Source organism: Mycobacterium sp. (assembly GCF_040398885.1).
Taxonomy (GTDB): Bacteria; Actinomycetota; Actinomycetes; order Mycobacteriales; family Mycobacteriaceae; genus Mycobacterium.
Genome location: NZ_JBBATF010000037.1, coordinates 1 through 21,030 on the forward strand (window position 1 = coordinate 1; position 21,030 = coordinate 21,030).

At 69.2% G+C, this 21,030-nt stretch carries 24 protein-coding genes and 1 tRNA gene; 15 read left to right on the forward strand and 10 right to left on the reverse strand.

Annotated elements, in window-relative coordinates; genetic code table 11:
* Positions 1 to 49 precede the first annotated feature (49 nt).
* Positions 50 to 676: a hypothetical protein gene (locus tag ADBZ5U_RS05550; protein WP_526263215.1), complete on the forward strand. Its 627-nt coding sequence runs from the start codon at positions 50 to 52 to the stop codon at positions 674 to 676.
* A 67-nt stretch (positions 677 to 743) separates the two neighbouring features.
* Positions 744 to 1,604 carry a PDDEXK-like endonuclease domain-containing protein gene (locus ADBZ5U_RS05555; protein WP_526263261.1) on the forward strand — a complete coding sequence of 287 codons (861 nt, stop codon included), beginning with the start codon at positions 744 to 746 and terminating at the stop codon, positions 1,602 to 1,604.
* A gap of 37 nt (positions 1,605 to 1,641) precedes the next feature.
* On the opposite strand, the gene purB is transcribed toward ADBZ5U_RS05555, so the two are convergent.
* Complete coding sequence (gene purB, locus ADBZ5U_RS05560; RefSeq protein WP_526263217.1) at positions 1,642 to 3,060, reverse strand: adenylosuccinate lyase; 1,419 nt, start codon at positions 3,058 to 3,060, stop codon at positions 1,642 to 1,644.
* 37 nt (positions 3,061 to 3,097) lie between these two features.
* Here purB and ADBZ5U_RS05565 point away from each other — a divergent pair, with 37 nt between their 5' ends.
* Complete coding sequence (locus ADBZ5U_RS05565; protein WP_526263263.1) at positions 3,098 to 3,835, forward strand: DUF429 domain-containing protein; 738 nt, start codon at positions 3,098 to 3,100, stop codon at positions 3,833 to 3,835.
* Here ADBZ5U_RS05565 and ADBZ5U_RS05570 read toward each other — a convergent pair.
* Together ADBZ5U_RS05570 and ADBZ5U_RS05575 are read right to left on the reverse strand one after the other, a co-directional pair.
* Positions 3,807 to 4,793, reverse strand: a complete 987-nt coding sequence (locus tag ADBZ5U_RS05570; RefSeq protein ID WP_526263219.1) for an SDR family NAD(P)-dependent oxidoreductase — start codon at positions 4,791 to 4,793, stop codon at positions 3,807 to 3,809. The two genes, ADBZ5U_RS05565 and ADBZ5U_RS05570, sit on opposite strands and share 29 nt — an antisense overlap.
* Positions 4,794 to 4,795: 2 nt before the next feature.
* The gene (locus tag ADBZ5U_RS05575; RefSeq protein WP_526263221.1) at positions 4,796 to 5,404 is read right to left on the reverse strand and encodes a TetR/AcrR family transcriptional regulator; all 609 of its coding nucleotides are present in this window, start codon (positions 5,402 to 5,404) and stop codon (positions 4,796 to 4,798) included.
* A gap of 102 nt (positions 5,405 to 5,506) precedes the next feature.
* On the opposite strand from ADBZ5U_RS05575, the gene ADBZ5U_RS05580 reads away from it, so the two are divergent.
* Positions 5,507 to 6,319, forward strand: a complete 813-nt coding sequence (locus ADBZ5U_RS05580) for an alpha/beta hydrolase (RefSeq protein WP_526263223.1) — start codon at positions 5,507 to 5,509, stop codon at positions 6,317 to 6,319.
* A gap of 1 nt (position 6,320) precedes the next feature.
* Here the strand turns inward: ADBZ5U_RS05580 and ADBZ5U_RS05585 are convergent, their stop codons facing one another.
* Genes ADBZ5U_RS05585 through ADBZ5U_RS05610 form a run of 6 tightly spaced genes read right to left on the reverse strand, consistent with a single transcriptional unit; the run spans position 6,321 to position 11,908 of the window.
* Positions 6,321 to 7,103 (reverse strand): maleylpyruvate isomerase N-terminal domain-containing protein, encoded by a 783-nt coding sequence (locus ADBZ5U_RS05585; RefSeq protein ID WP_526263226.1) that lies wholly within the window; start codon positions 7,101 to 7,103, stop codon positions 6,321 to 6,323.
* Complete coding sequence (gene purD, locus ADBZ5U_RS05590; RefSeq protein ID WP_526263228.1) at positions 7,100 to 8,368, reverse strand: phosphoribosylamine--glycine ligase; 1,269 nt, start codon at positions 8,366 to 8,368, stop codon at positions 7,100 to 7,102. The genes ADBZ5U_RS05585 and purD overlap by 4 nt, the downstream gene beginning before the upstream one ends.
* A 49-nt stretch (positions 8,369 to 8,417) precedes the next feature.
* Positions 8,418 to 8,783, reverse strand: coding sequence for a carboxymuconolactone decarboxylase family protein (locus tag ADBZ5U_RS05595; protein ID WP_526263230.1), 366 nt, complete (start codon positions 8,781 to 8,783; stop codon positions 8,418 to 8,420).
* Between the two features lie 2 nt (positions 8,784 to 8,785).
* A complete protein-coding gene (locus tag ADBZ5U_RS05600; RefSeq protein ID WP_526263233.1) occupies positions 8,786 to 9,634 on the reverse strand; it encodes an NAD(P)-dependent oxidoreductase in 849 nt (282 codons plus the stop codon).
* 25 nt (positions 9,635 to 9,659) lie between these two features.
* Positions 9,660 to 10,409 carry an SDR family oxidoreductase gene (locus ADBZ5U_RS05605; protein WP_526263235.1) on the reverse strand — a complete coding sequence of 250 codons (750 nt, stop codon included), beginning with the start codon at positions 10,407 to 10,409 and terminating at the stop codon, positions 9,660 to 9,662.
* A 32-nt stretch (positions 10,410 to 10,441) separates the two neighbouring features.
* Positions 10,442 to 11,908 (reverse strand): aldehyde dehydrogenase, encoded by a 1,467-nt coding sequence (locus tag ADBZ5U_RS05610; protein ID WP_526263237.1) that lies wholly within the window; start codon positions 11,906 to 11,908, stop codon positions 10,442 to 10,444.
* 121 nt (positions 11,909 to 12,029) lie between these two features.
* Here ADBZ5U_RS05610 and ADBZ5U_RS05615 point away from each other — a divergent pair, with 121 nt between their 5' ends.
* The 11 genes from ADBZ5U_RS05615 to ADBZ5U_RS05665 all read left to right on the forward strand — a co-directional run bounded on the left by ADBZ5U_RS05615 (position 12,030) and on the right by ADBZ5U_RS05665 (position 19,886).
* Positions 12,030 to 12,614, forward strand: a complete 585-nt coding sequence (locus tag ADBZ5U_RS05615) for a TetR family transcriptional regulator (RefSeq protein ID WP_526263239.1) — start codon at positions 12,030 to 12,032, stop codon at positions 12,612 to 12,614.
* Positions 12,611 to 13,816 carry a cytochrome P450 gene (locus ADBZ5U_RS05620; RefSeq protein ID WP_526263241.1) on the forward strand — a complete coding sequence of 402 codons (1,206 nt, stop codon included), beginning with the start codon at positions 12,611 to 12,613 and terminating at the stop codon, positions 13,814 to 13,816. The genes ADBZ5U_RS05615 and ADBZ5U_RS05620 overlap by 4 nt, the downstream gene beginning before the upstream one ends.
* Entirely contained in the window at positions 13,816 to 14,631 is an 816-nt protein-coding gene (locus ADBZ5U_RS05625; RefSeq protein ID WP_526263244.1) for an SDR family oxidoreductase, read from the forward strand. The genes ADBZ5U_RS05620 and ADBZ5U_RS05625 overlap by 1 nt, the downstream gene beginning before the upstream one ends.
* Positions 14,628 to 15,998, forward strand: a complete 1,371-nt coding sequence (cyp51, locus tag ADBZ5U_RS05630; protein WP_526263246.1) for a lanosterol 14-alpha demethylase — start codon at positions 14,628 to 14,630, stop codon at positions 15,996 to 15,998. Before ADBZ5U_RS05625 ends, cyp51 begins: the two co-directional genes overlap by 4 nt.
* Positions 15,991 to 16,200 carry a ferredoxin gene (locus ADBZ5U_RS05635; protein WP_526263248.1) on the forward strand — a complete coding sequence of 70 codons (210 nt, stop codon included), beginning with the start codon at positions 15,991 to 15,993 and terminating at the stop codon, positions 16,198 to 16,200. The genes cyp51 and ADBZ5U_RS05635 overlap by 8 nt, the downstream gene beginning before the upstream one ends.
* A complete protein-coding gene (locus ADBZ5U_RS05640) occupies positions 16,201 to 16,755 on the forward strand; it encodes a nuclear transport factor 2 family protein (protein ID WP_526263250.1) in 555 nt (184 codons plus the stop codon).
* A gap of 84 nt (positions 16,756 to 16,839) precedes the next feature.
* Positions 16,840 to 17,970: an NDMA-dependent alcohol dehydrogenase gene (locus ADBZ5U_RS05645; protein WP_526263252.1), complete on the forward strand. Its 1,131-nt coding sequence runs from the start codon at positions 16,840 to 16,842 to the stop codon at positions 17,968 to 17,970.
* Positions 17,971 to 18,003: 33 nt separating this feature from the next.
* On the forward strand, positions 18,004 to 18,396 hold the full coding sequence (locus tag ADBZ5U_RS05650; RefSeq protein WP_526263265.1) for a nuclear transport factor 2 family protein: 393 nt from the start codon (positions 18,004 to 18,006) through the stop codon (positions 18,394 to 18,396).
* 25 nt (positions 18,397 to 18,421) lie between these two features.
* The gene (locus tag ADBZ5U_RS05655) at positions 18,422 to 18,826 is read left to right on the forward strand and encodes an HIT family protein (RefSeq protein ID WP_526263254.1); all 405 of its coding nucleotides are present in this window, start codon (positions 18,422 to 18,424) and stop codon (positions 18,824 to 18,826) included.
* Positions 18,827 to 19,025: 199 nt separating this feature from the next.
* Entirely contained in the window at positions 19,026 to 19,754 is a 729-nt protein-coding gene (locus ADBZ5U_RS05660) for a hypothetical protein (RefSeq protein WP_526263257.1), read from the forward strand.
* A gap of 57 nt (positions 19,755 to 19,811) precedes the next feature.
* A tRNA-Thr gene (locus ADBZ5U_RS05665) sits at positions 19,812 to 19,886 on the forward strand.
* A 32-nt stretch (positions 19,887 to 19,918) separates the two neighbouring features.
* Here the strand turns inward: ADBZ5U_RS05665 and ADBZ5U_RS05670 are convergent.
* Positions 19,919 to 20,494 carry a TetR/AcrR family transcriptional regulator gene (locus ADBZ5U_RS05670; protein WP_526263259.1) on the reverse strand — a complete coding sequence of 192 codons (576 nt, stop codon included), beginning with the start codon at positions 20,492 to 20,494 and terminating at the stop codon, positions 19,919 to 19,921.
* Between the last annotated feature and the right edge of the window lie 536 nt (positions 20,495 to 21,030).

A 21,030-nucleotide genomic window follows, 5' to 3' on the forward strand; every position in this document is an offset into this window, starting at 1 on the left:
CGCCAGCCTATCGGCCGCCGACCGGCGTGCCTGTGCTGGGATCGGACCCATGAAATCGCGTTTCCTGCCCTACGCCACCACGCCGGCCCGGCTGACCGCGCAGTTGATCAGCGACGTGCTGGTCGCCACGTGGATCACGCTGTGGGTGCTCACCGGCACCGCCGTGCACCACGCGATCGCCACCTTCGCCCGGGTCGGCACCGAGGTGCAGGACAGCGCGAACGGCATCTCCGACAACCTCAGTTCGGCCGGGGACAACGCCGACCGCATCCCCCTGGTCGGCGGTGCGCTGGCCACCCCGCTGCGGGCCGCCAGCGAGGCGGCGCTGGACCTGGCCGGGGCCGGGCAGAGCCTGAACAGCACCGCGACCTGGCTGGCGGTGCTGCTGGCGATCGCGGTCGCCGGCCCACCGATCCTGGCCGTCGGAATGCCCTGGCTGTTCCTGCGGATCAAGTTCTTCCGCCGCAAGTGGACGGTGATCTCGCTGGCTCAGACTCCGGCCGGCGAGCAACTGCTCGCGCTGCGGGCGCTCGCCAACCGGCCGCTGCGCAGCCTGACCGAGATCACCCCCGACCCGGTCGGGGCGTGGCGGTATCAGGATCCGGTCGCGGTGCGCGGGCTGGCCGCGCTGGAATTGCGGTCGGCCGGCGTCGCCCGGGTGACTTCGGCGCGCTGATCGCCGGTGAGCGGCGAAAACCGCGCCAAAGTGGAACCGATTGCGCGGCTTGGCCGTCGAACCAAGCATGCTCGAGGATTATTTGCGTCGGCATGACGGCGTCATCACGCTCGCACAGGCCCGCCGCAGCGGACTGAGCCACCCCGCCATACAGCGGCGAGTGCAGTCCGGAAGATGGCGGCGCTGCGCCAAGGGCGTCTACTTCGCCGACGACCGCCCGTTCACGACGGCCGCTCGCATCCGCGCCGCGGTGTGGGGTCGCGGGCCCAGCGCAACTGCGAGCGGACTGGCAGCCGCATGGTGGCTCGGCCTGATGTCGATCGAGCCGGGCGAGGTCGAAGTAACCGTGCCGCGCAACAGCCACGGTCGCTGCGGTGCCGGCATCAGGGTGCGTCGCCGGGACCTCAACGATCATGACATCTTCGAGGACCGTGGGCTGCGCGTCACCGGCCTCGCGTTGACCGTGCTCGAGGCCTCAGCCCGCAGGGGCGGAGGCGCGAAGATCATGGACTCCGCGTTACAGCGCCGGGTCGGCCTCACAGACCTGCAGCGCGCTCACATGCGTAACCGAGGCCGCCATGGGGCAGCCGCAGCGCGGCGGATGCTTCAGGCCGCCTCGGGAGGCGCGCGGTCGGAAGCCGAGCGCCTGGTGCTTCAGCTTCTGCGCGGCTCGGGGATGAGCGGGTGGCACGCCAACTACAAGGTCGGCCCCTACGCCGTCGACATCGCCTTCCCGCGGCAGCGGGTGGCCATCGAGATCGACGGCTGGGCGTTCCACAGCGACCAGGCGGCGTTCCAGAACGACCGCTCGCGCCAGAACTGGCTTGCTCTGCAGGGCTGGCAGGTGCTGCGGTTCACCTGGCTCGACATCACCCAGCACCCCGAACGGGTGCTGGCCGCGATCCGCGCCGCCGTTTCGGCGCGCTGATCGTCGCTGAGCGACGATAACCGCGCCGAAATTCGCGCTAGAGGATGGCGCCGGGGGTGTACCCGGCGGCATCGGGGTAGGCACTCACCAGTTCCGTCACGGCCGCGACCACCCGGTCGACCTGCGAACCGGCCGCGCCGGTGAACGACTGCCGGTCGGCCAGCGCGGCATCCAGGGCCGCCCGGTCCAGCGGCAGCCGCGGGTCCGCCGCCAACCGGTCCAGCAGATCGGGTTCGGCGCCGCGTTCCCGCATCGCCAGTGCGACGGCCACCGCGTGCTCCTTGATGACCTCGTGGGCGGCCTCGCGCCCCATCCCGGCGCGCACCGCCGCGATCAGCACCTTGGTGGTCGCCAGGAAAGGCAGATAGCGGTCCAGCTCCCGCCGGATCACCGCCGGGTAGGCCCCGAACTCCTCCAGCACGGTCAGGAACGTCTCGATCTGTCCGTCGACGGCGAAGAACGCATCCGGCAGTGCCACCCGGCGCACCACCGAGCAGAACACATCACCCTCATTCCATTGCGCCCCAGCGAGTTCCGCGGCCATCGAGGCGTAGCCGCGGAGCACCACCTGCAGCCCGTTGACCCGTTCGCAGCTGCGGGTGTTCATCTTGTGCGGCATGGCCGAGGAGCCGACCTGGCCGGGCGCGAAGCCCTCGGTGACCAGTTCGTGGCCGGCCATCAACCGGATGGTGTGCGCCATCGACGACGGGCCGGCGCCCAACTGCACCAGCGCCGAGAGCACGTCGTGGTCCAGCGACCGCGGGTAGACCTGGCCGACGCTGTCGAGGACGGCGGCGAAACCGAGGAACTCCGCGACGCGACGCTCCAACTCAGCCAGCCGGCCGGCATCGCCGTCGAACAGGTCGAGCATGTCCTGGGCGGTGCCCATCGGCCCCTTGATCCCGCGCAGCGGGTACCGGTCGATCAACTCCCCGATGCGGGTCAGCGCGATGAGGACTTCCTGCGCCGCCGAGGCGAACCGCTTGCCCAGGGTGGTGGCTTGCGCGGCCACGTTGTGGCTGCGGCCGGCCATCACCAGTTCGCGGTAGCCGACGGCGTGTTCGGCGAGCCGGGCCGCCACCGCGACGCCGTGGGCGTGCACCAGTTCCAGCGACTGCCGGATCTGCAACTGCTCGACGTTCTCGGTGAGGTCGCGGCTGGTCATGCCCTTGTGCACGTGCTCGTGGCCGGCCAGGGCGTTGAACTCCTCGATGCGGGCCTTGACGTCGTGGCGGGTGACCCGTTCCCGGGCCGCGATGGAGGCGAGGTCCACCTGTTCCAGGACCCGTTGGTAATCGGCGAGCGCCGCGTCGGGAACCTCCACCCCCAGTTCGCGCTGGGCGCGCAGCACCGCCAGCCACAGGCGGCGCTCGGCGCGGATCTTCGCCTCCGGGGACCAGATGGCGACCATCTCCGCGCTGGCGTAGCGGCCGGCCAGGACGTTCGGGATGGTCACGAACGGAAAGCTTACGGTTTGTCCTGTGACCTCTCCCGTGCACTTCGTCGGAGTCGACCTCGCCTGGGGCCGGCGCAGCCCGACCGGTGTCGCCGTGCTCGACGCCTCCGGGGCGCTGAGTCACCTGGGTGTGGCCGGCGACGACGACGACGTCCTGGCCCAACTGGGCCCCTACGTGGCCGGGGATTGCGTGGTCGCCGTCGACGCCCCGCTGGTGGTGACCAACCCCAGCGGGAACCGGCCCTGCGAGGCCGCGCTGAACCGCGACTTCCGCCGGTTCGACGCCGGCGCCCACCCGGCCAACACCGGCCTGCCCTGGTTCGCCGACGGAGGCCGGGGGGCGCGGTTGTGCGCCGCGCTGGGACTGGACCTGGATCCGCGATCGGCGTCGGCGCGCAAGGCCATCGAGGTCTATCCGCACGCCGCCAGCGTGGTGCTGTTCGGTCTGGACAAGACCCTGAAGTACAAGCAGAAGCAGGGCCGCGAGTTCCCCGACTTGCGCTCAGAGTTGTTGGCGCTCATGGCTTTCATCGAGGGCCTTACCGACCTCACGGTCACCGGCTTCCCGGACTGGTGTGCGCTCGGGGCCGCCGTTCGCGACGCCACCCGCAAGTCTGAACTGCGCCGTGCCGAGGATCCCGTCGACGCGGTGCTGTGCGCCTACCTCGCCCGCTTCGCCACCGTGCGGCCCGCGGACGTCACCGTCTACGGCGACGTGGAATCCGGGTGCATCGTCACACCGGCACTCAAGCCCAGGCCGTCGACGTCCCGGTGAGGTCGCTGACCTGACGCAGGAACCGCCGGACGGTGGCCGGATTACCGCGCCGTTGCCACCCGAACGTCGTGGGCCGCTGCGCCCGGTCGTGCCAGAAGTGGCCCGGCCTGGACTGCGGGCGGGTGGCCACCAGCCAGACGGCGGTGTCGGCGCCGTCGGCCAGGTCGCGCAGCAGCGGCCTGGTGATCACCCGGAATCTCGGCAGATACTCCGCGACTCCCGGGGTGTCGACCCAACCGGGATGCATGCTCTCCACTTTGACGTCGGTCCGGGCCAGTCGGCGCGCCCACGCGTCGGCTAGGACCACCTGCATGCGTTTGGTGCGCGCGTAGGTGCGCACTCCGTTGTAGTCGTGACTGGACTCCAGGTCGTCGATCACCAACGGCGTGCTGTACATGCCGCCGGAGGACACGAACACCACCGAGGCGCCGCCGGCGGCGCGCAACAGCGGCAGCAGTCGCTCGGTCATCAGGTGCGGTCCCAGGATGTGGGTGGCCAGTTGCACCTCGTGGCCCTGTTTGGTGACGCGCCGGTCCCTGGGCATCAGGCCCGCGTTGTGCACCAGCCCGTCCAGGGCCGGCACCCGCCTGGCGAAGTCGGCGGTCCAGTCCGCCACGGCTTGCAGGTCGGAGACGTCGCACTCCTCGCCGACCACCTCGGCGCGGGGAAACTCCTTTCGGGTCTGGGAGACGCAGCGGCGAATCTTGACGGCGTTGCGACCCAACAGGTGCACGGTCGCGCCCAGGCCGGCGAACGCGCGGGCCATCTCGAGCCCGATGCCGGCGGTGGCGCCGGTCACCACGACCCGCTTCCCCAACAGCGCGTCGGGCGCGGGATCGTCGGGCCACCAGCGCCGCCGCAACCCGGGCCCGATCCTGGTGTAGCCGAGCACCAGTGCCCGGTCCATCACCCCGTCGATGAACCCGGTCACCGGGCGGGCGACATCCGGCAACTCCATGCTCAGATCCGTTGGTCGATAGGCGCCAGTACGTCGATCACATCAACCAGGTTGGCACGAACACTCTCCCGCGGCGTATCGCGGTCGTCGACCAGGGCCGAGACCACCGCGCCGTCGACGGAATAGAGCAGTGCGGTCATCATGTCCACCCGCGCGTGTCGGCCGGACCTGACCATCGCCTCCCGGACGGCGTCGATCCGATGGTGCAGAAGTCGCCGTTCGACGCCGCGCATCGCCGGGTAGCGAGCACACGCGATGTAGCGCTCATAACGAGAGATGAGTTGCTCGCGGTGCGAATCACCGGCGAGCAGGTCGAGAAGCAGGTCCGCCACCGCCTCCGCGCCGCGACGCCGGCGCGGCAGCGCCCCGACCCGCTCACGCAGTCGGGTGACCTCGATGGCGCCCAGGTATTCGACCGCGGTTTCGATCAATTCCTCCAACGAGGAGAAGTAGTAGGTCGTCGAGGCCAACGGAAGACCGGCCCGGCCCGCCACCGCACGATGGGTCACCGCCTCGAATCCGCCCTCGCACAACAAGTCAGCGGCCGCGCTCACGAGCGCGAACCGCCGTCGCTCTCCCTTCGGCGTCACCGCGGCGGTCACCATCGCCATCGTGCCAGCGGACCGCCGTCCATACCGACGGATTCCCGGAAGTGGTGATGGTGTTACGCCAGGGACCAACGGTACGCCCGGCTGGTGGCAGGATGGCGTCCCATGCCGATCATGACTCGCCGGACAGCGCTGCGCCTGGGGGCCGGAGCCGCCGCAGCGGCCGCCGCCGGTGCGTTGGCCGAGCCGCCGGCCGGTCGCGCGGACGCACCGGCGACCGTCAGTGGGACGTTCGTCTCCGCCGCCCGGGGCGGCATCCCGACCAACTGGGCGATCGCCCGGCCGCCCGGTCGGACCGGAACGCTTCGGCCGGTGATCGCGCTGCACGGCAAGGGCAGCAGCGCGGCGACCGTGATGGCCGGCGGGGTGGAGAGCGGTCTGGCCCAGGCCGTCGCTGCCGGCCTGCCGCCGTTCGCGGTGGTCGCCGTCGACGGCGGCGCCAGCTACTGGCATCGTCGCGCGTCCGGCGAGGACGCCGGCGCAATGGTGCTCGGGGAGCTCATCCCGATGCTGTCCGAACAGGGCCTGGACACCTCACGGGTGGGCTTCCTGGGCTGGTCGATGGGCGGCTACGGCGCACTGCTGCTCGGCGCCCGACTGGGGCCGGCCCGAACCGCCGCGATCTGCGCGGTGAGCCCGGCGCTGTGGCTCTCACCGGGTGCGGCCGCCCCCGGCGCATTCGACGGCGCCGATGATTTCGCCGCCAACGATGTCTTCGGCCTGCCTGCTCTGGGTTCGATTCCGCTGCGCGTCGACTGCGGCTACGGCGACCCGTTCTACGCGGCGAGCAGGGAATTCGTCGCCCGACTCCCCAACCCGCCGGCCGGCGGCTTCGCACCGGGAGGCCACGACGGGTCCTACTGGAGTTCGCAGTTGCCGGCCGAGATCGCCTGGCTGGCGCCGCTGCTGGCCGCCTGAGTCAGAAGACGGTGTTCCAGTCCAGGAACTCCGCCGCATAGTCGGCGTCGCCGCTGACGCTCACATCACGTTCGCGCCAGCCGGCCCGCCGGGTGACCCATTCCGGGAATTCGGTTGCCACAGCGGTGATCCGGGCAGCATCGGAATCGGAACCGCCGTCCGACGGAGTGAGCGCGCCCGAGCGCTCAACACGCCACGACCCGCCGCCCGGCCCGGCGAGGGTGATCGACAGGGGCCGGTCGAGCCAGACCGGCCTGGCGGCCCGGAGTCGGTTGGACAGCACCGCCATCAGCCATTCCAGGATCACAGCCATCCGGTTCGAGTCGATGACGGGGGCGGACCGGCCGAGGGCGGGCGCCATGTCGTGGGCGAGGTGGGTGTGGTGGTCGAAGACCAGCGCGCCGGGCAGTGCCCGCATCGGGAACACTCCCAGTTCCGCCAGTGGCAGCCTGACCAAGCCGACCGGATTGCTCACCAGCATCGGGGTTGTTGCCGCGAAAACCCTGCTCCACCTTCGGTATTCACCGAACACCTGCATAGGAGTGCGTTCCCGGCGGATGTCCACCATCTGATCGTTGATCTGTTCGAGTCCGTCGGTCCGGATGATCTTGACCAGGGCTGGTCCGAACATGGCATGGCAAGCCGCACCCATGTGAGCCACCACGTCGGCGATGCTCCAACCCTCGGCGCGGCTGTTCATCCGCCAGTCCGCCGGGGCCAGCGACGCGCAGAAAGCCAGAACGTCGGCACGCTGGGCACGGAACGCCGCCCGCCGGTCGATCACAACGCGACCCTTCCTTCGGCGGCGTCCAGTGCGATATCGGTGCGGAAGTGGCCGCCCGCCAATTTGATTCGCGAAATCGTGGCGTAGGCCGCCTCGCGCGCGCCGGAGAGGTCGGCGCCGGTGCCGACGACCGACAGCACCCGGCCGCCGGAGGAGACCACCGCACCGTCGTCGCGACGTGCGGTGCCGGCGTGCAACACCCCCTCGGCCTCCGCACCGGTGACGACGTCACCGACCCGCGGGCGGCCGGGATAGTTCTCCGCCGCCAGCACCACGGTGACGGCGTATCCGTCCCGCCATTGCAGCGGGGGGAATTCGGCCAGCGCTCCGGTGGCGGTCGCGTACAACAGCCCGCCGAGCGGGGACTCGAGCAGCGCAAGCACCGCCTGCGTTTCGGGATCACCGAAGCGGCAGTTGAATTCGACGACGGCCGGACCGCCGGAGGTCATCGCAAGTCCGGCGTAGAGCAGCCCGGAGAACGGGCAACCGCGCCGGGCCATCTCGGCGGCCACCGGTTCCACGACGTCCCGCACGATCCCGGCGGTGACAGTCTCGGGCAACCACGGCAGCGGGGCGTAGGCACCCATGCCGCCGGTGTTGGGTCCGCTGTCGCCGTCCCCGACCCGCTTGAAGTCCTGGGCGGGCAGCAACGGCACCACGGTTGTTCCGTCGACCAGACAGAACAGCGACACCTCGGGGCCGTCGAGGAAGGACTCCAGCAGCACCGGGTGCCCGGACTCCAGCAGGTCGGCCGCGTGGACACGGGCGGTGTCCCGGTCGGCGGTGACCACCACGCCCTTGCCCGCGGCCAGTCCGTCGTCCTTGACCACCCAGGACCGCTGCCCGGCGGGCGGCCCGAAGCGGTCCAGGGCGGCGTCCAACCCGGCGGGGTTGTCGACGGTCTCGCTGGTGGCGGTGCGCACCCCGGCGACGGCCATCACGTCTTTGGCGAAGGCCTTGGAGCCCTCGATGCGGGCGGCGTCCGCCGACGGTCCGAAGCAGGCGATCCCGGCCGCCCGGACGGCGTCGGCCACCCCCCGGACCAGCGGCACCTCGGGTCCGATCACCACCAGGTCGGCGTTCAGTCGGGCGGCCAGGCCGGTGACCTCCGCCGGTGAGGTCACGTCGACCTCGTAGGGGGTGGCCACCGCGGCCGTCCCGGCATTGCCGGGCGCCACTGCCAGGAAGTCGACCGCAGGATCCTTGACCAGCCCGAGCAGCAGGGCGTGTTCGCGGGCACCGGATCCGATCACGAGGACGCGCACGATGTCACACCCTAAGCCGTGCGGGTCGCCGGGCCGGGATTCGCATGGCTCAACGGCCTGAGGACTCGGCCCGCCTGGCGATGACCCTCTCGACCGCATTGTTGAAGTTCGAGCCGAGCGGGAAGCCGACGTAATGGGTGATGAATACGGCCATCGCGCGCAATTCCGCGTCGGTCATCTCCTGGTTGTGCAGCGCGGCGTTGACCTGAATCTCCACGAGGTCGGTCAGGCCGAGGGCGGTCACCACCGAGAGTGTGACCAATCTCTTGTCGCGCATCGACAGGCCGGGCCGGCTCCAGATGTCGGCGAAAAGATGGTCGGCGGTGAGCGCGAAATAATCACCCGGCAGGTCGGGCATCTCCCAGCCGTAGACCTCCTTCATCTTCTCCAGGCCCTTGCGGCGAATCTCGTCCATGTTCAGTCCTTCCCGTGCGGAACACCCAGTCCCGCCGCCAGGGCGACCAGAGCGGCCCGCGCCAGCGGTAGGTCAGCCCCGACCGAATCACCCAGGGCCAGAGCAAGACTCAGATCCTTCTCGCCCAGATCCCGGGTGTGGGTGAAGGCGTCGTGAAGCCAGTGTCCCGGCTCCAGTTCGCTCATGTTGTCCCGGATCATGATCGCCCCGGCCCCACCGGTGAGCGCGTCGGTGTGGCGCACCACCCGTCCCAGCGCCTGCAGGTCCAGGCCGGCCGCCTCGGCCAGTCGCATCGCCTCGCAGGCGGCCGCGAACGAGGTGAAGGTGACCATGTTGCGGGCCAGTTTCATCCGGGTCCCCGAGCCGGGCTCCCCGGCATGGATCACCAGCGCCGCCCATTGCTTGAACACCGGCTTCACCTGCTCGTAGACGTCGCGGGGTGCGCCGACCATGGTGGCGAGCCGACCCGTCTCGGCAGCACCGGCGCCGCCGCTGACGGGCGCGTCGATCACCCGAATGCCCTGGCGGGCATAGCGTTCGGCAAGTTCGGCGGCGGTGGAATCGGCGATCGTGGAGTGGATGGCGATGACGGTGCCGGATGAGGCGTGCTCGGCCAGTTCGGCTACCACCTCCCGCACCTGCGCGTCGTCGAGGACGGTGACCTCGATGAGATCCGCGGCGGCGACCTCGGCCACACCGGCGGCGACGGTCGCCCCGGCCTCGGCGAACGGCGCCATCACCTTGTCGCGGATGTCGTAGACCGTCAGCCCCCCGGGCCAGCCGATCAACCGCATCGCCATCGGGGCGCCCATGCTGCCCAGTCCGACGTAGCCGACTCTCGGTTCGGTCATGATCGCCCCTCCTCGTCGTCGCCGGTCATGGTCGGATGATCTGTCCGCCGTCGACGTTGAAGATCTGCCCGGTGATCCACTTGGCGTCGTCGGACAGCAGGAACAGGCACATTCCGACCAGGTCTTCGGGCTGACCCAGGCGGCTGAGCGGAATACGCTTCACGATGTCCTCGACGATCGCCCCCGGAGTGGTGGTCCGGTTTGCCTCGGTGTCGATCGGGCCCGGCGCGATGGCGTTGATCCGGATGTTCTGCCAACCCAGTTCGCGGGACAGTTGCTGGGTCAGCCCATTGACCCCGACTTTCGCCAAACCGTAGTAGTTCGCGTAAAGCCATGCCGCCGTTGATGACTGGTTGACGATCGCGCCACCGCCCCGGGATGCCATGCTCTTGTAGACCGCACGGGTGCAGACCAGTGCGCCGTCGAGGTTGACGCTCATGAACCTCTTGTAATAGTCCCAGTCGACGGTGAGCAGCATGTCCAGTCTCATTCCGCCGAAGATGGCGGCATTGTTGACCAGGAAGTCGATGCCGCCGAACTCCCCGATCGCCCGGTCGGACATCGCGCGGGCCGAGTCGGGGTCGGCGACGTCGACCGCGACGGCGATCGCGCGGCCGCCGTCGGCGACGATCCCGGCAGCCACCCGTTCAGCGCCCGCGGTGTTGATGTCGGCCACCACCACGGCGGCGCCCTCCCCCGCCAGTGCCTCGGCGTAGACCTGACCGATGCCACCACCGGCGCCGGTGACGATCGCCACCTTTTCAGTGAACTTCATGTCTCTCCTCCGCCCGGATTCGCCGGAGCCTGTCACACCGCCGTCGCAATCGCCTTGAGTTCGAGGTACTCCTCGAAGCCGGCCACGCCCATCTCCCGCCCGACCCCGGACTGCTTGAAGCCGCCGAAGGGCACGTCCGCCGAGTACCAGACCCCACCGTTGACATTGACGGTGCCGACCCGAAGGCGGTCGGCCACCGACTGCGCGCGTTGCGGATCGGCGCCGAACACCGTGCCGGACAACCCGTAGGGCGAGTCGTTGGCGATGCGGACGGCGTCGTCGTCGCCGTCGTGGGCGATCACGGTCAGCACCGGGCCGAATATCTCCTCCCGGGCGACCCGCGCCTGGTTGGTGAGACCGACGACGACGGTGGGTTCGATGAAGAATCCGCGGTCACGGTCGGGGGGCCGGCCGCCGCCGCAGGCGAAGCCGCCGCCCTCGGCGAGCGCGAGGTCGAGGTAGGACTGGATCCGGTCGCGCTGGCGGACGGAAATGACGGGCCCGCAGACGGTTCCGGGACTGGTCGGATCCCCGGGCCTGATGCCCAGCATGGTCGCCGCCGCGGCGGCCGCGGCTTCGTCGTAGTGCGCCCGGGGGACCACCAGTCGGGTCGTGATGGCACAGCCCTGCCCGGCGTGCACGGATGCGGTGAAGGCGGCCACGGCGCAGGCGGCGGGCAGGTCGGCGTCGTCGAGGACCAGGAACGCCGACTTCCCGCCCAGTTCCAGGAAGACCCTCTTGATGGTCTGCGCACCGGCGGCCATCACCGCCCTGCCGGTGGCGGTTGAACCGGTGAACGACACCATGTCGACGCGCGGGTCGCCGGACAGCATCGCGCCGACGGCGTGGTCGTCGGAGGTGACGATGTTGACCACTCCCGACGGAATCTCGGTGTGTTCGGCGATCAACTCACCGAGAACCGCTGCGCACCATGGGGTGTCGGGGGCGGGCTTGAGGACGACGGTGTTTCCGGCGGCCAGCGCCGGGCCGATCTTGGCGAGATTGATCTGGTGCGGGAAGTTCCACGGTGTGATCGCGCCGACGACACCGACCGGCTCCCGCACCAGGGTCCGCCGGGTCTTGATTCCCATCGGGGCGGCGATACCCAGGTCGGTGCGCCAACGGTAGGTCTCCGCGGTGTCGGCGGGGAACGACAGGTCGCCGACCGGTCCCTCCAGTTGCGCCGCCGCGGTGAGCATCCGGGGTGCGCCGGCCTCGGCCATGGTGATCTCGCGCAGTTCTTCGACGTGCTCGCGCATGGCGTCCTGCAGCTGCCGGATGCAGCGGACCCGCAGTGCGGTGTCGGTTGACCAGGCGGTGCGGTCGAATGCGCGCCGGGCCGCGTCGATGGCCCGGTCCATATCGGCGCGGTCGGCGTTGGCGGCCGTGCCCAGGACCTCCTCGGTGGCCGGATTGATCGTCGGGAAGCGGCCGGCGCCGCCGGGAAGGAGTCGCCCGTCGATGAACAGATCGCTGTTGCGATCGGCTGCTATCGCCATCCGCGACTCCCGCCTCACTGTCTGGACAACTGTCCGGTCTCAGTTCGCCGAACATTAGCTGCTGCAGCTGACCGCGTGCAAGAACTTGCACGCCGAGAGGCATCCGCACTACCCTGGACAGGTGTCCAGTGAGGCCGTGGCGACCGCCGCCCGCGACAACGGGCGCCGCCCGCGGCAGGAGGAGACCTTCCGCAGGTTGGTGGGTGCCGCACTGGACACCCTGCGCGCGACGTCCTATGCCGACCTGACCGTGCGCGCAGTGGCGGCGCGCGCCAACGTGGCCCCGGCGACCGCCTACACCTACTTCTCGTCGAAGAACCACCTGGTCTCCGAGGTGTACCTCGATCTGGTCCGTGAGGTGCCGTTCTTCACCGACGTCAACGACACCCGGCTCAGCCGTGTGCAGCAGGCGCTGCGCAGCCTGGCCCTGGTGGTGGCCGACGAACCCGAGGTCGCCGCCGCCTGCACCACCGCGCTGCTGAGCAACGACGCTGCCGTGCGTGCGGTGCGGGACCGCATCGGAGCGGAGATCCACAGGCGCATCAAGTCGGCGCTGGGACCGGATGCCGACGCGCGCACGGTCTCGGCACTGGAGATGAGCTATTTCGGGGCGCTGGTGCACGCCGCAAGCGGGGCGTTGAACTACCGCCAGATCGCCGACCGGCTGGCATACGTGGTGAGTCTGATCCTCGAGGGAACGCGGTGACGGGAGCCGAGGCGGTCGAACTGACTCTCGATCCCTACGACTACGCCTTCCACGAGGATCCCTATCCCTACTACCGGCGTCTGCGCGACGAAGCGCCGCTGTACCGCAACGAGCGGCTGAACTTCTGGGCGGTGAGCCGGCACGCCGACGTGCACAACGGATTCCGCAACAGCACCGCGCTGTCGAACAAGCTCGGGGTCTCGCTGGATCCGATCTCACGGACCCCCGAGGCCTACCGGACGATGTCGTTCCTGGCGATGGACGATCCGGCTCATCTGCGCCTTCGCACGCTGGTGTCCAAGGGGTTCACCCCGCGCCGGATCCGCGAATTGGAGCCCCGGGTCCTGGAACTCACCCGCGAGCATCTCGACGCCGCGTTGCAGTCCGAGTCCTTCGACTACATCAGCGACTTCGCCGGCAGGCTTCCGATGGACGTGGTCTCCGAGCTGGTCGGCGTACCCCGCGAGGATCGCCGGCACTTGCGCGATCTGGCCGACGCCGTCATGCACCGCGAGGACGGCGTCACCGACGTTCCGCAGTCGGCACTCGTCGCGGCCGTGGAACTGCTGACCTACTACGCCGACATGGTCACCCGACGGCGGCGCAGTCCCACCGACGACCTGACCTCGGCCCTGCTGGACGCGGAGATCGACGGCGACCGGCTCGGCGACGACGAGATCATGGCGTTCCTGTTCCTGATGGTTGTCGCGGGCAACGAGACCACCACGAAACTGCTCGGCAACGCCGTCTATTGGGCCGGGGTGAGCCCGGATCAGCTTGCCGGTGTATTCGCCGATCCTTCGCGGATCCCGCTGTGGATCGAGGAGACCCTGCGATACGACACCTCCAGCCAGATCCTGGCCCGGGTGGTGGTCGAGCCCGTCGAGTTCCACGGGACCACCTTGCACGAGGGCGACACCCTGCTGTTGCTGCCCGGCTCCGCGCACCGCGACGAGCGGGTGTTCGACGACCCGGACGAGTTCCGCATCGGCCGTGACATCGGTTCGAAGCTGCTGAGCTTCGGCAGCGGGGCGCACTTCTGTCTCGGCGCCCACCTGGCGCGTATGGAGGCGCGGGTCGCGCTGACCGAACTGCTCGGGCGCATCCGCGGGTATGCGATCGACCAGGCCAACGCGGTGCGCGTGCACTCCAGCAGCGTGCGGGGTTTCGCGCAACTGCCGATCACCGTGGAGCGGGTCTGATGCCGCGCTTCGACCCGCACCCCGCCCGCCGGCCCGCGCTCGTCGCGGGCGCCTCGTCGGGGATCGGCGCCGCCACCGCGACCGAGTTGGCGGCTCGCGGATTCCCGGTGGCGCTGGGCGCCCGGCGAGTGGGGAAATGCGAGGAGATCGCCGCCGGGATCCGCGCCGGCGGCGGCGAGGCGGTGGCCCTGCCCCTGGATGTCACCGACCCCGATTCGGTGACGGAATTCGCCCGGCGCGCCGCCGCCGAACTCGGCGACATCGAGGTCCTGGTGGCCGGTGCCGGCGACACATTCTTCGGCCGTCTCCACGAAACCGCGACGGACGCCTTCGAAGCGCAGATCCAGATCCACCTGATCGGCGCCAACCGGCTGGCGGCCGCGGTGTTGCCCGGCATGGTCCAAAGGCGAAGGGGCGACGTCATCTTCATCGGTTCCGATGTCGCGCTGCGCCAGCGCCCGCACATGGGCGCCTACGGCGCTGCGAAGGCGGGTCTCGTCGCGATGGTGACCAACCTGCAGATGGAACTGGAGGGCACCGGCGTACGGGCGTCCGTCGTCCACCCCGGCCCGACCCTGACCCAGATGGGGTGGAGCCTCCCGCCGGAGACCATCGCACCCGCGGTGGAGGACTGGGCCAGGTGGGGCCAGGCCCGGCACTCCTACTTCCTGCGCGCCGCGGATCTGGCGCGCGCCGTCGCGTTCGTCGCCGAGACCCCGCGCGGCGGATTCGTCGTGTCGATGGAACTGCAGCCCGAGGCGCCGCTGTCCGACGGGCGGGAACGCCCGCAGCTGAAGTACCCGGAGGAACCGTGACCGCCGCAAGGGAGGTTCAACGGGTCTCCGGCGCAGAGGGCGAGCACGGCCACCTCGAGGAGTTCCGCACCGACCCGATCGGGCTGATGCGGCGGGTGCGTGAGGAATGCGGCGACGCCGGCTACTTCCGGCTGGCCGGCAAGAAGGTCGTGCTGCTGACCGGCGAGCACGCGAGCGAGTTCTTCTTCCGGGCCGCCGACGAGGATCTCGACCAGGCCGAGGCGTACCCGTTCATGACGCCGATCTTCGGCAAGGGTGTGGTGTTCGACGCCGGCCCGGAGCGGCGCAAGGAGATGCTGCACAACTCCGCGCTGCGCGGCGACCACATGCGAAGCCATGCCAGGACCATCGAGCGCGAAGTGCGCCGGATGATCGGGAACTGGGGCTCCCACGGTGAGATCGACCTGCTGGACTTCTTCTCCGAACTGACCATCTACACGTCCACGGCCTGCCTGATCGGCCGAAAGTTCCGCGAGCAGTTGGACTCCCGCTTCGCCGGCTACTACCACCTGCTGGAGCGCGGCACCGATCCGCTGTGTTACGTCGACCCGTACCTGCCGATCGAGAGTTTCCGGATCCGCGACGAGGCGAGAGCCCGGCTGGTCGGTCTGGTGCAGGAGATCATGAACGGCCGGATCGCCGACCCGCCGGCGGACAAGAGCGGACGGGACATGCTCGACGTGCTGGTGTCGATCACCGACGAGCGGGGCGAGCCGCGCTTCTCCGCCGACGAGATAACCGGCATGTTCATCTCGCTGATGTTCGCCGGCCACCACACCAGTTCCGGCACCTCGGCGTGGACGCTGATCGAACTCCTGCGCCACCCCGGAATTCGGTCCGAGGTCACGCGGGAGCTCGACGACCTCTACTCCGACGGCCAGGAGGTGAGTTTCCATGCGCTGCGGCAGATCCCGAAGCTGGAGAACGTCATCAAGGAAACCCTGCGCCTGCACCCGCCGCTGATCATCCTGATGAGAGTCGCCAAGGGCGAGTTCGAGGTGGAAGGCCGGGGGGAGACCTGGGCCATCCACGCCGGCGACTTCGTCGCGGCCTCCCCGGCGGTCTCCAACCGGATCGCCGAGGACTTCCCCGAACCGGACACCTTCGACCCGGACCGCTACGACAAGCCGCGGGAGGAGGACCTGCTGCATCGCTGGACCTGGATTCCGTTCGGCGCCGGCCGGCACCGCTGCGTCGGGGCCGCGTTCGGCACCATGCAGATCAAGGCGATCTTCTCGGTCCTGCTGCGGGAGTACGAGTTCGAGATGGCGCAGCCGCCCGAGACCTACCGCAACGACCACTCGAAAATGGTGGTGCAACTGGCCCGCCCGGCCAGGGTCCGCTACCGCAGGCGCACCGATGGGTAGCTACCGCGTCGGGATCGACGTCGACCTCTGCCAGGGCCACGCGATGTGCGAACTCGAGGCACCCGGCCACTTTCGGGTGCCCAAACGCGGCACCGTCGAGATTCTCGACCCCGAACCGCCCGACGACGCGCGCGCCGACGTCGAGCGGGCCGTCGAAAGCTGCCCCACCCGAGCGCTTTTCATCACCCGGAAAGAGGAATAGATGGCTTCGATACCCCGCGGACGACTTGAGGACTTCATGCACCGGTGGCTGGATGCCAACCGCGACGCAGAAGCCGGGGGCGACTGGACCGGCCTTGCCGACTTCTACGACGAGGACGCCACCTACGGCTGGAACATCGGGCCGAGGGAAGACGTGATGTGCGTCGGCAAGGCCGAGATCCGCGCCGTTGCGCTGGGTTTGGAGATGGCCGGCCTGCAGGGCTGGAGCTACCCGTACCAGAGGGTGCTCATCGACGAGAAGATCGGCGAGGTGGTCGGCTTCTGGAAACAGGTGGCCTCGATAGGAGAAGGCGCCGGCGTCGAACAGCGCGAGATCCACGGCATCGGCGGCAGTTGGTTCCGGCTGAACACCGCGTGCCTGATCGAGTGGCAGCGCGACTTCTTCGACTTCGGCCACGTCCAGAAGCTGTATCTGGAACTGATGCAGCAGGGAAAGCTGTCGGCGGGCATGCGGGAACGCATTCAGCGCGGCCTGGCCGGCGAGAGGCCGCCCGGCTATTACCCGCTGGGACAGACGCCGGTACCCATCTGGTGACTCGACACCCGTCAGGTCATAGGATTGCCGGCAGGTGATCGAGAACACGTTTCGGGCCGGCCACACCATCAGCGGAGGTTTGCAGTGAAGACAAAAGGCGCGCTCATCCGCGAGTTCAACCAGCCCTGGACGATCGAGGAGATCGAGATCGGCGACCCGCGAAAAGGCGAGGTCAAGGTCCAGATGGAAGCCTCCGGCATGTGCCACTCCGACCATCACCTGGTGACCGGCGGCATCCCGATGCTCGGTTTCCCGGTCCTCGGCGGCCACGAGGGCGCGGGCGTGGTGACCGAGGTCGGCGAGGGGGTCGAGGGCGTGGCCGTCGGCGACCACGTGGTGATGTCGTTCATCCCGTCCTGCGGCAGGTGCCCGTCGTGTCAGGCCGGCCTGCGCAACCTCTGCGACCTCGGCGCCGGGTTGCTGGGCGGAGTCGCAATCGCCGACGGCACCCACCGCATCCACACCGCCGATGGCAAACCGGTGTTCCCGATGACGCTGCTGGGCACCTTCTCGCCCTACATGGTCGTGCACGAGACCTCGGTGGTGAAGATCGACCCTGCGATCCCCTTCGAGGTGGCCTGCCTGGTCGGGTGCGGCGTCACCACCGGTTGGGGCTCGGCCACCCACACCGCCCAGATCAAGCCCGGCGAGGACGTCGCCGTCGTCGGCGCCGGCGGCGTCGGCATGGCCGCACTGCAGGGCGCGGTGGCCTCCGGCGCCCGCAAGATCTTCGTGATCGACCCGGTCGAGTGGAAACGCGACCAGGCCCTGAAGTTCGGCGCCACCCACGTCTACGAGGACATCAACGCCGCGTTGATGGGCATCGCCGAAGCGACCGAGGGACTGATGGCCAAGAAGGTCATCGTCACCGTCGGCGAATTGGACGGCGCCGACGTCGAGAACTACATGATGATCACCTCGAAGGCGGGTACCTGTGTGATGACGGCGATCGGCAGCATGACCGACACGAACGTCACTCTCAACCTGGCGATGCTGACACTGATGCAGAAGAACCTGCAGGGCACCATCTTCGGCGGCGGCAACCCGTACTACGACATCCCCCAACTTCTGTCGATGTACAAGGCGGGCAAGCTCAACCTCGACGACATGGTGACCCGCCAGTACCGCCTCGAGCAGATCAACGACGGCTACACCGACATGCTCGAAGGCCGCAACATCCGCGGCGTCATCCGCTACACCGACGAAGATCGGTAAGTGCCCCAGCCGACCGGGGAGCCGACTCCCGCCATGGCCGCCTCCCTGGCGTCGTGGCGTTGCGTGCAGTCCCACGATCGCGAGGGCTGGCTGGCCCTGATGGCGCCCGACGTGGTGATCGAGGACCCGATCGGAAAGTCGGTGACCAATCCGGACGGTCTGGGTGTGCGCGGCAAGGCGGCCGTCGCCGCCTTCTACGACACCAACATCGCCCACAACAGGCTTCGGGTGACCTGCGAGGAGTCCTTCCCGTCGAGTTCCCCCGACGAGGTGGCCCACATCCTGGTGTTGCGCAGCGAGTTCGAGGGCGGCTTCACCAGCACGGTGCGCGGAGTGTTCTGCTACCGCGTCGACGACGCCGGTCTTATCACCAACATTCGCGGCTACTGGAACCTGGAAGGCATGCAGTTCGGGCGGCGCGACTGAACCCAGCCGGCCCTATGCTGGGCGCATGGCGTCGGTCTTCACCATGATCATCAACGGCGATCTTCCCGGTCGCTTCGTCTACGACGACGAAGAGGTCGTGGCGTTCCTGACCATCGAGCCGATGACGCCGGGCCACACCCTGGTGGTGCCCCGCGCCGAGGTGGACAACTGGCAGGAAATCGATCCGCGGTTGCTCCACCGTGTCATGGATGTGGCGCAACGCATCGGCAGGGCGGTGTGTTCGGCGTTCGGAGCCGAACGCGCCGGGATGATCATCGCCGGACTGGAGGTTCCACACCTGCACGTGCATGTGTTTCCGGCCTACAACCTCAACGACTTCGGCTTCGCCCACGTCGACCGCAATCCCTCGCCGGAGTCCCTCGATGAGGCGCAGGCCAAGATCATCGCAGCGCTCGCCGCGCTGCCGTGATCAAAGCCGTTCTGGCACAGCTGGATTGATACCCATCCGCGGCAGGATCACCGGGAAACCAAGCCGAGCGGGCCCGGTCCAGCGCCGCCGGGGACCCAGGGTGCCCATTCGCCGATGAACGCAAGCTGGATGGCGGCTGTGAGATCGCTGTGAGAACCTGTCGGCACGGACCCTGCGCAAGCCGCCCTACACTGGCGCCATGGACTGGACGAAAGCGGTGGTGGACATCGCGGCGACACCGATGAAGGTGGGCCTGACCGCCGCCGGGGCAGGCCTTGACGTCGCGGCGGCGGGCCTTGACCTCGCCAAACGGAGCCTCGGTGACGCGACTGCGCCCTCGACCGGCGAGTCGGTCGCCCAGTTGTTCGGCCTCGAAGACACCATCGATCGGGCGAACCGGATCGCCGCGCTGCTCGACGAGGACACCCCACTCGGCCGCGCGCTGGCCGAGGACGGCGCCCTCGATCGCCTTCTGCAGCCGGGCGGCGTGGTCGACAGGGTGCTCGCACCCGACGGGGTGCTGGACCGGATGACCGCCGAGGGCGGCGCCCTCAACCGCGCACTTGCGCCCGGGGGGCTGGTGGAACGGCTGTTGGGCCAGGACGGCGTGCTGGAACGGGTTCTGGCCGAGGACGGCGTGGCCGACAAACTGCTGGCCGAGGGCGGTCTGGTCGACACGCTGACCGCAAAGAACGGACCCCTGGAGCAGCTGGCCACGGTGACCGACACGCTCAACCGGCTGGCCCCCGGGCTGGAGGAACTCGCCCCGACGATCGAGTTGCTGCGCGAAGCCGTCATCGCGATGACCATGGTCGTCAACCCACTGAGCAACATCGCCGAACGCATTCCGATGCCCCGGCGGGGCCGTTGGCCGCTCAACATCCTCGGCGGCGAAGAGGACCGCGACCGCGACCGGCCCGACGACTGAACCGACCGAACCGTCTGACCGATAGTGTGTTGGTCGGCCGGTCTCGAACCGGGCCGTGCCTCCTTAGCTCAGTGGTAGAGCACTCGCCTTGTAAGCGAAAGGTCGTCGGTTCAATCCCGACAGGGGGCTCCAACCGGCAGCCTCGGCGTCCCGGATCCTCGCCGTCATCCCTTTCCGGTGATTCCGTTCAGTAGTGTCCGCACGACATCCCGGCAGTGCTCGTCGCTGACCGGCCGGTCGTAAACCAACACCGGCAGGCACAGGCTGATGACGAGCATGTCCATGGCCAGTGCGGGGTCGGTGCCGGCGGGACATTCACCCCGGGCGACCGCCCGCTGCACCATCACGCCGAGCCGGCGGGCCCAGTATCGCTGGAACACCACCCGGGAGTCGGAAAGATCCCAGTCCTCGGGCTTGACGATCAGGGCGTCGAGTATCCGGCGTCCGTCGGGCGTGTTCACCGTGCGGGCGAAGGAACGCGCGTACTGCAGCAGGTCGTCCCGCAAGGTTCCGGTGTCGGGAACGGGCATCTGACTGTCGGCGAACTCCTCCAGCACCTCCCTGAACAACTCCGGCGCGCTCGGCCAGGCCTGCTTGACGAGCCGCACCTCGACGCGGGCCCGAGCGGCCACGCCGTCGAGGGTGAGGGATCCCACACTGGAGGTCCCCAGCTCCTTAAGTGCGGCGTTCAGGACGACGCGCCGCGTGATGTCGTCGAGTCCGCCGCCGGTGTCCGTCACGGCCGGCGCCGGTGCTCAGGTCGCATCGGTCATCTCCATCTCGTTCGAGGAATGGACTCGACGACTCCCGGATCACCGCCGGACAGTGGGACATACGTGCGGGCCGATGGATAGGGAGAACTTATCGCAGGCGGCGTCGCCGAACGTGGCGAAATCGGCGAAACGGTCCGACCGATTCGCCGGATTGCTGACAACACTGCTAGCTTACTGACCGGTCCGGCGTCCGCCGCCACTACGAGTCGACTGGGAAGGGGTCCGGTGACGACTGCCGCGACGCATCCGGACCACCGGACAGCGGATCCCGGGTGGGGCCGAAGCACCCCCCACACCGGTGCGGTGATCGGGAGAACACCCTGCCGGAGAATCGCTTTGGAGTCCGGGCGGGAACGGCTCACCGAAGTGTTGACCGTCCTTGCAGGCCCGTCCGGAACACTCGATAACCGGATTCCGGGCGACCTCCCGGAGAACACGACCCCGACGTGGGTGGGCACGTGCCCGCACTGCGGCTACCCGAGTCTCGGCTCGGGCCTGTGCGC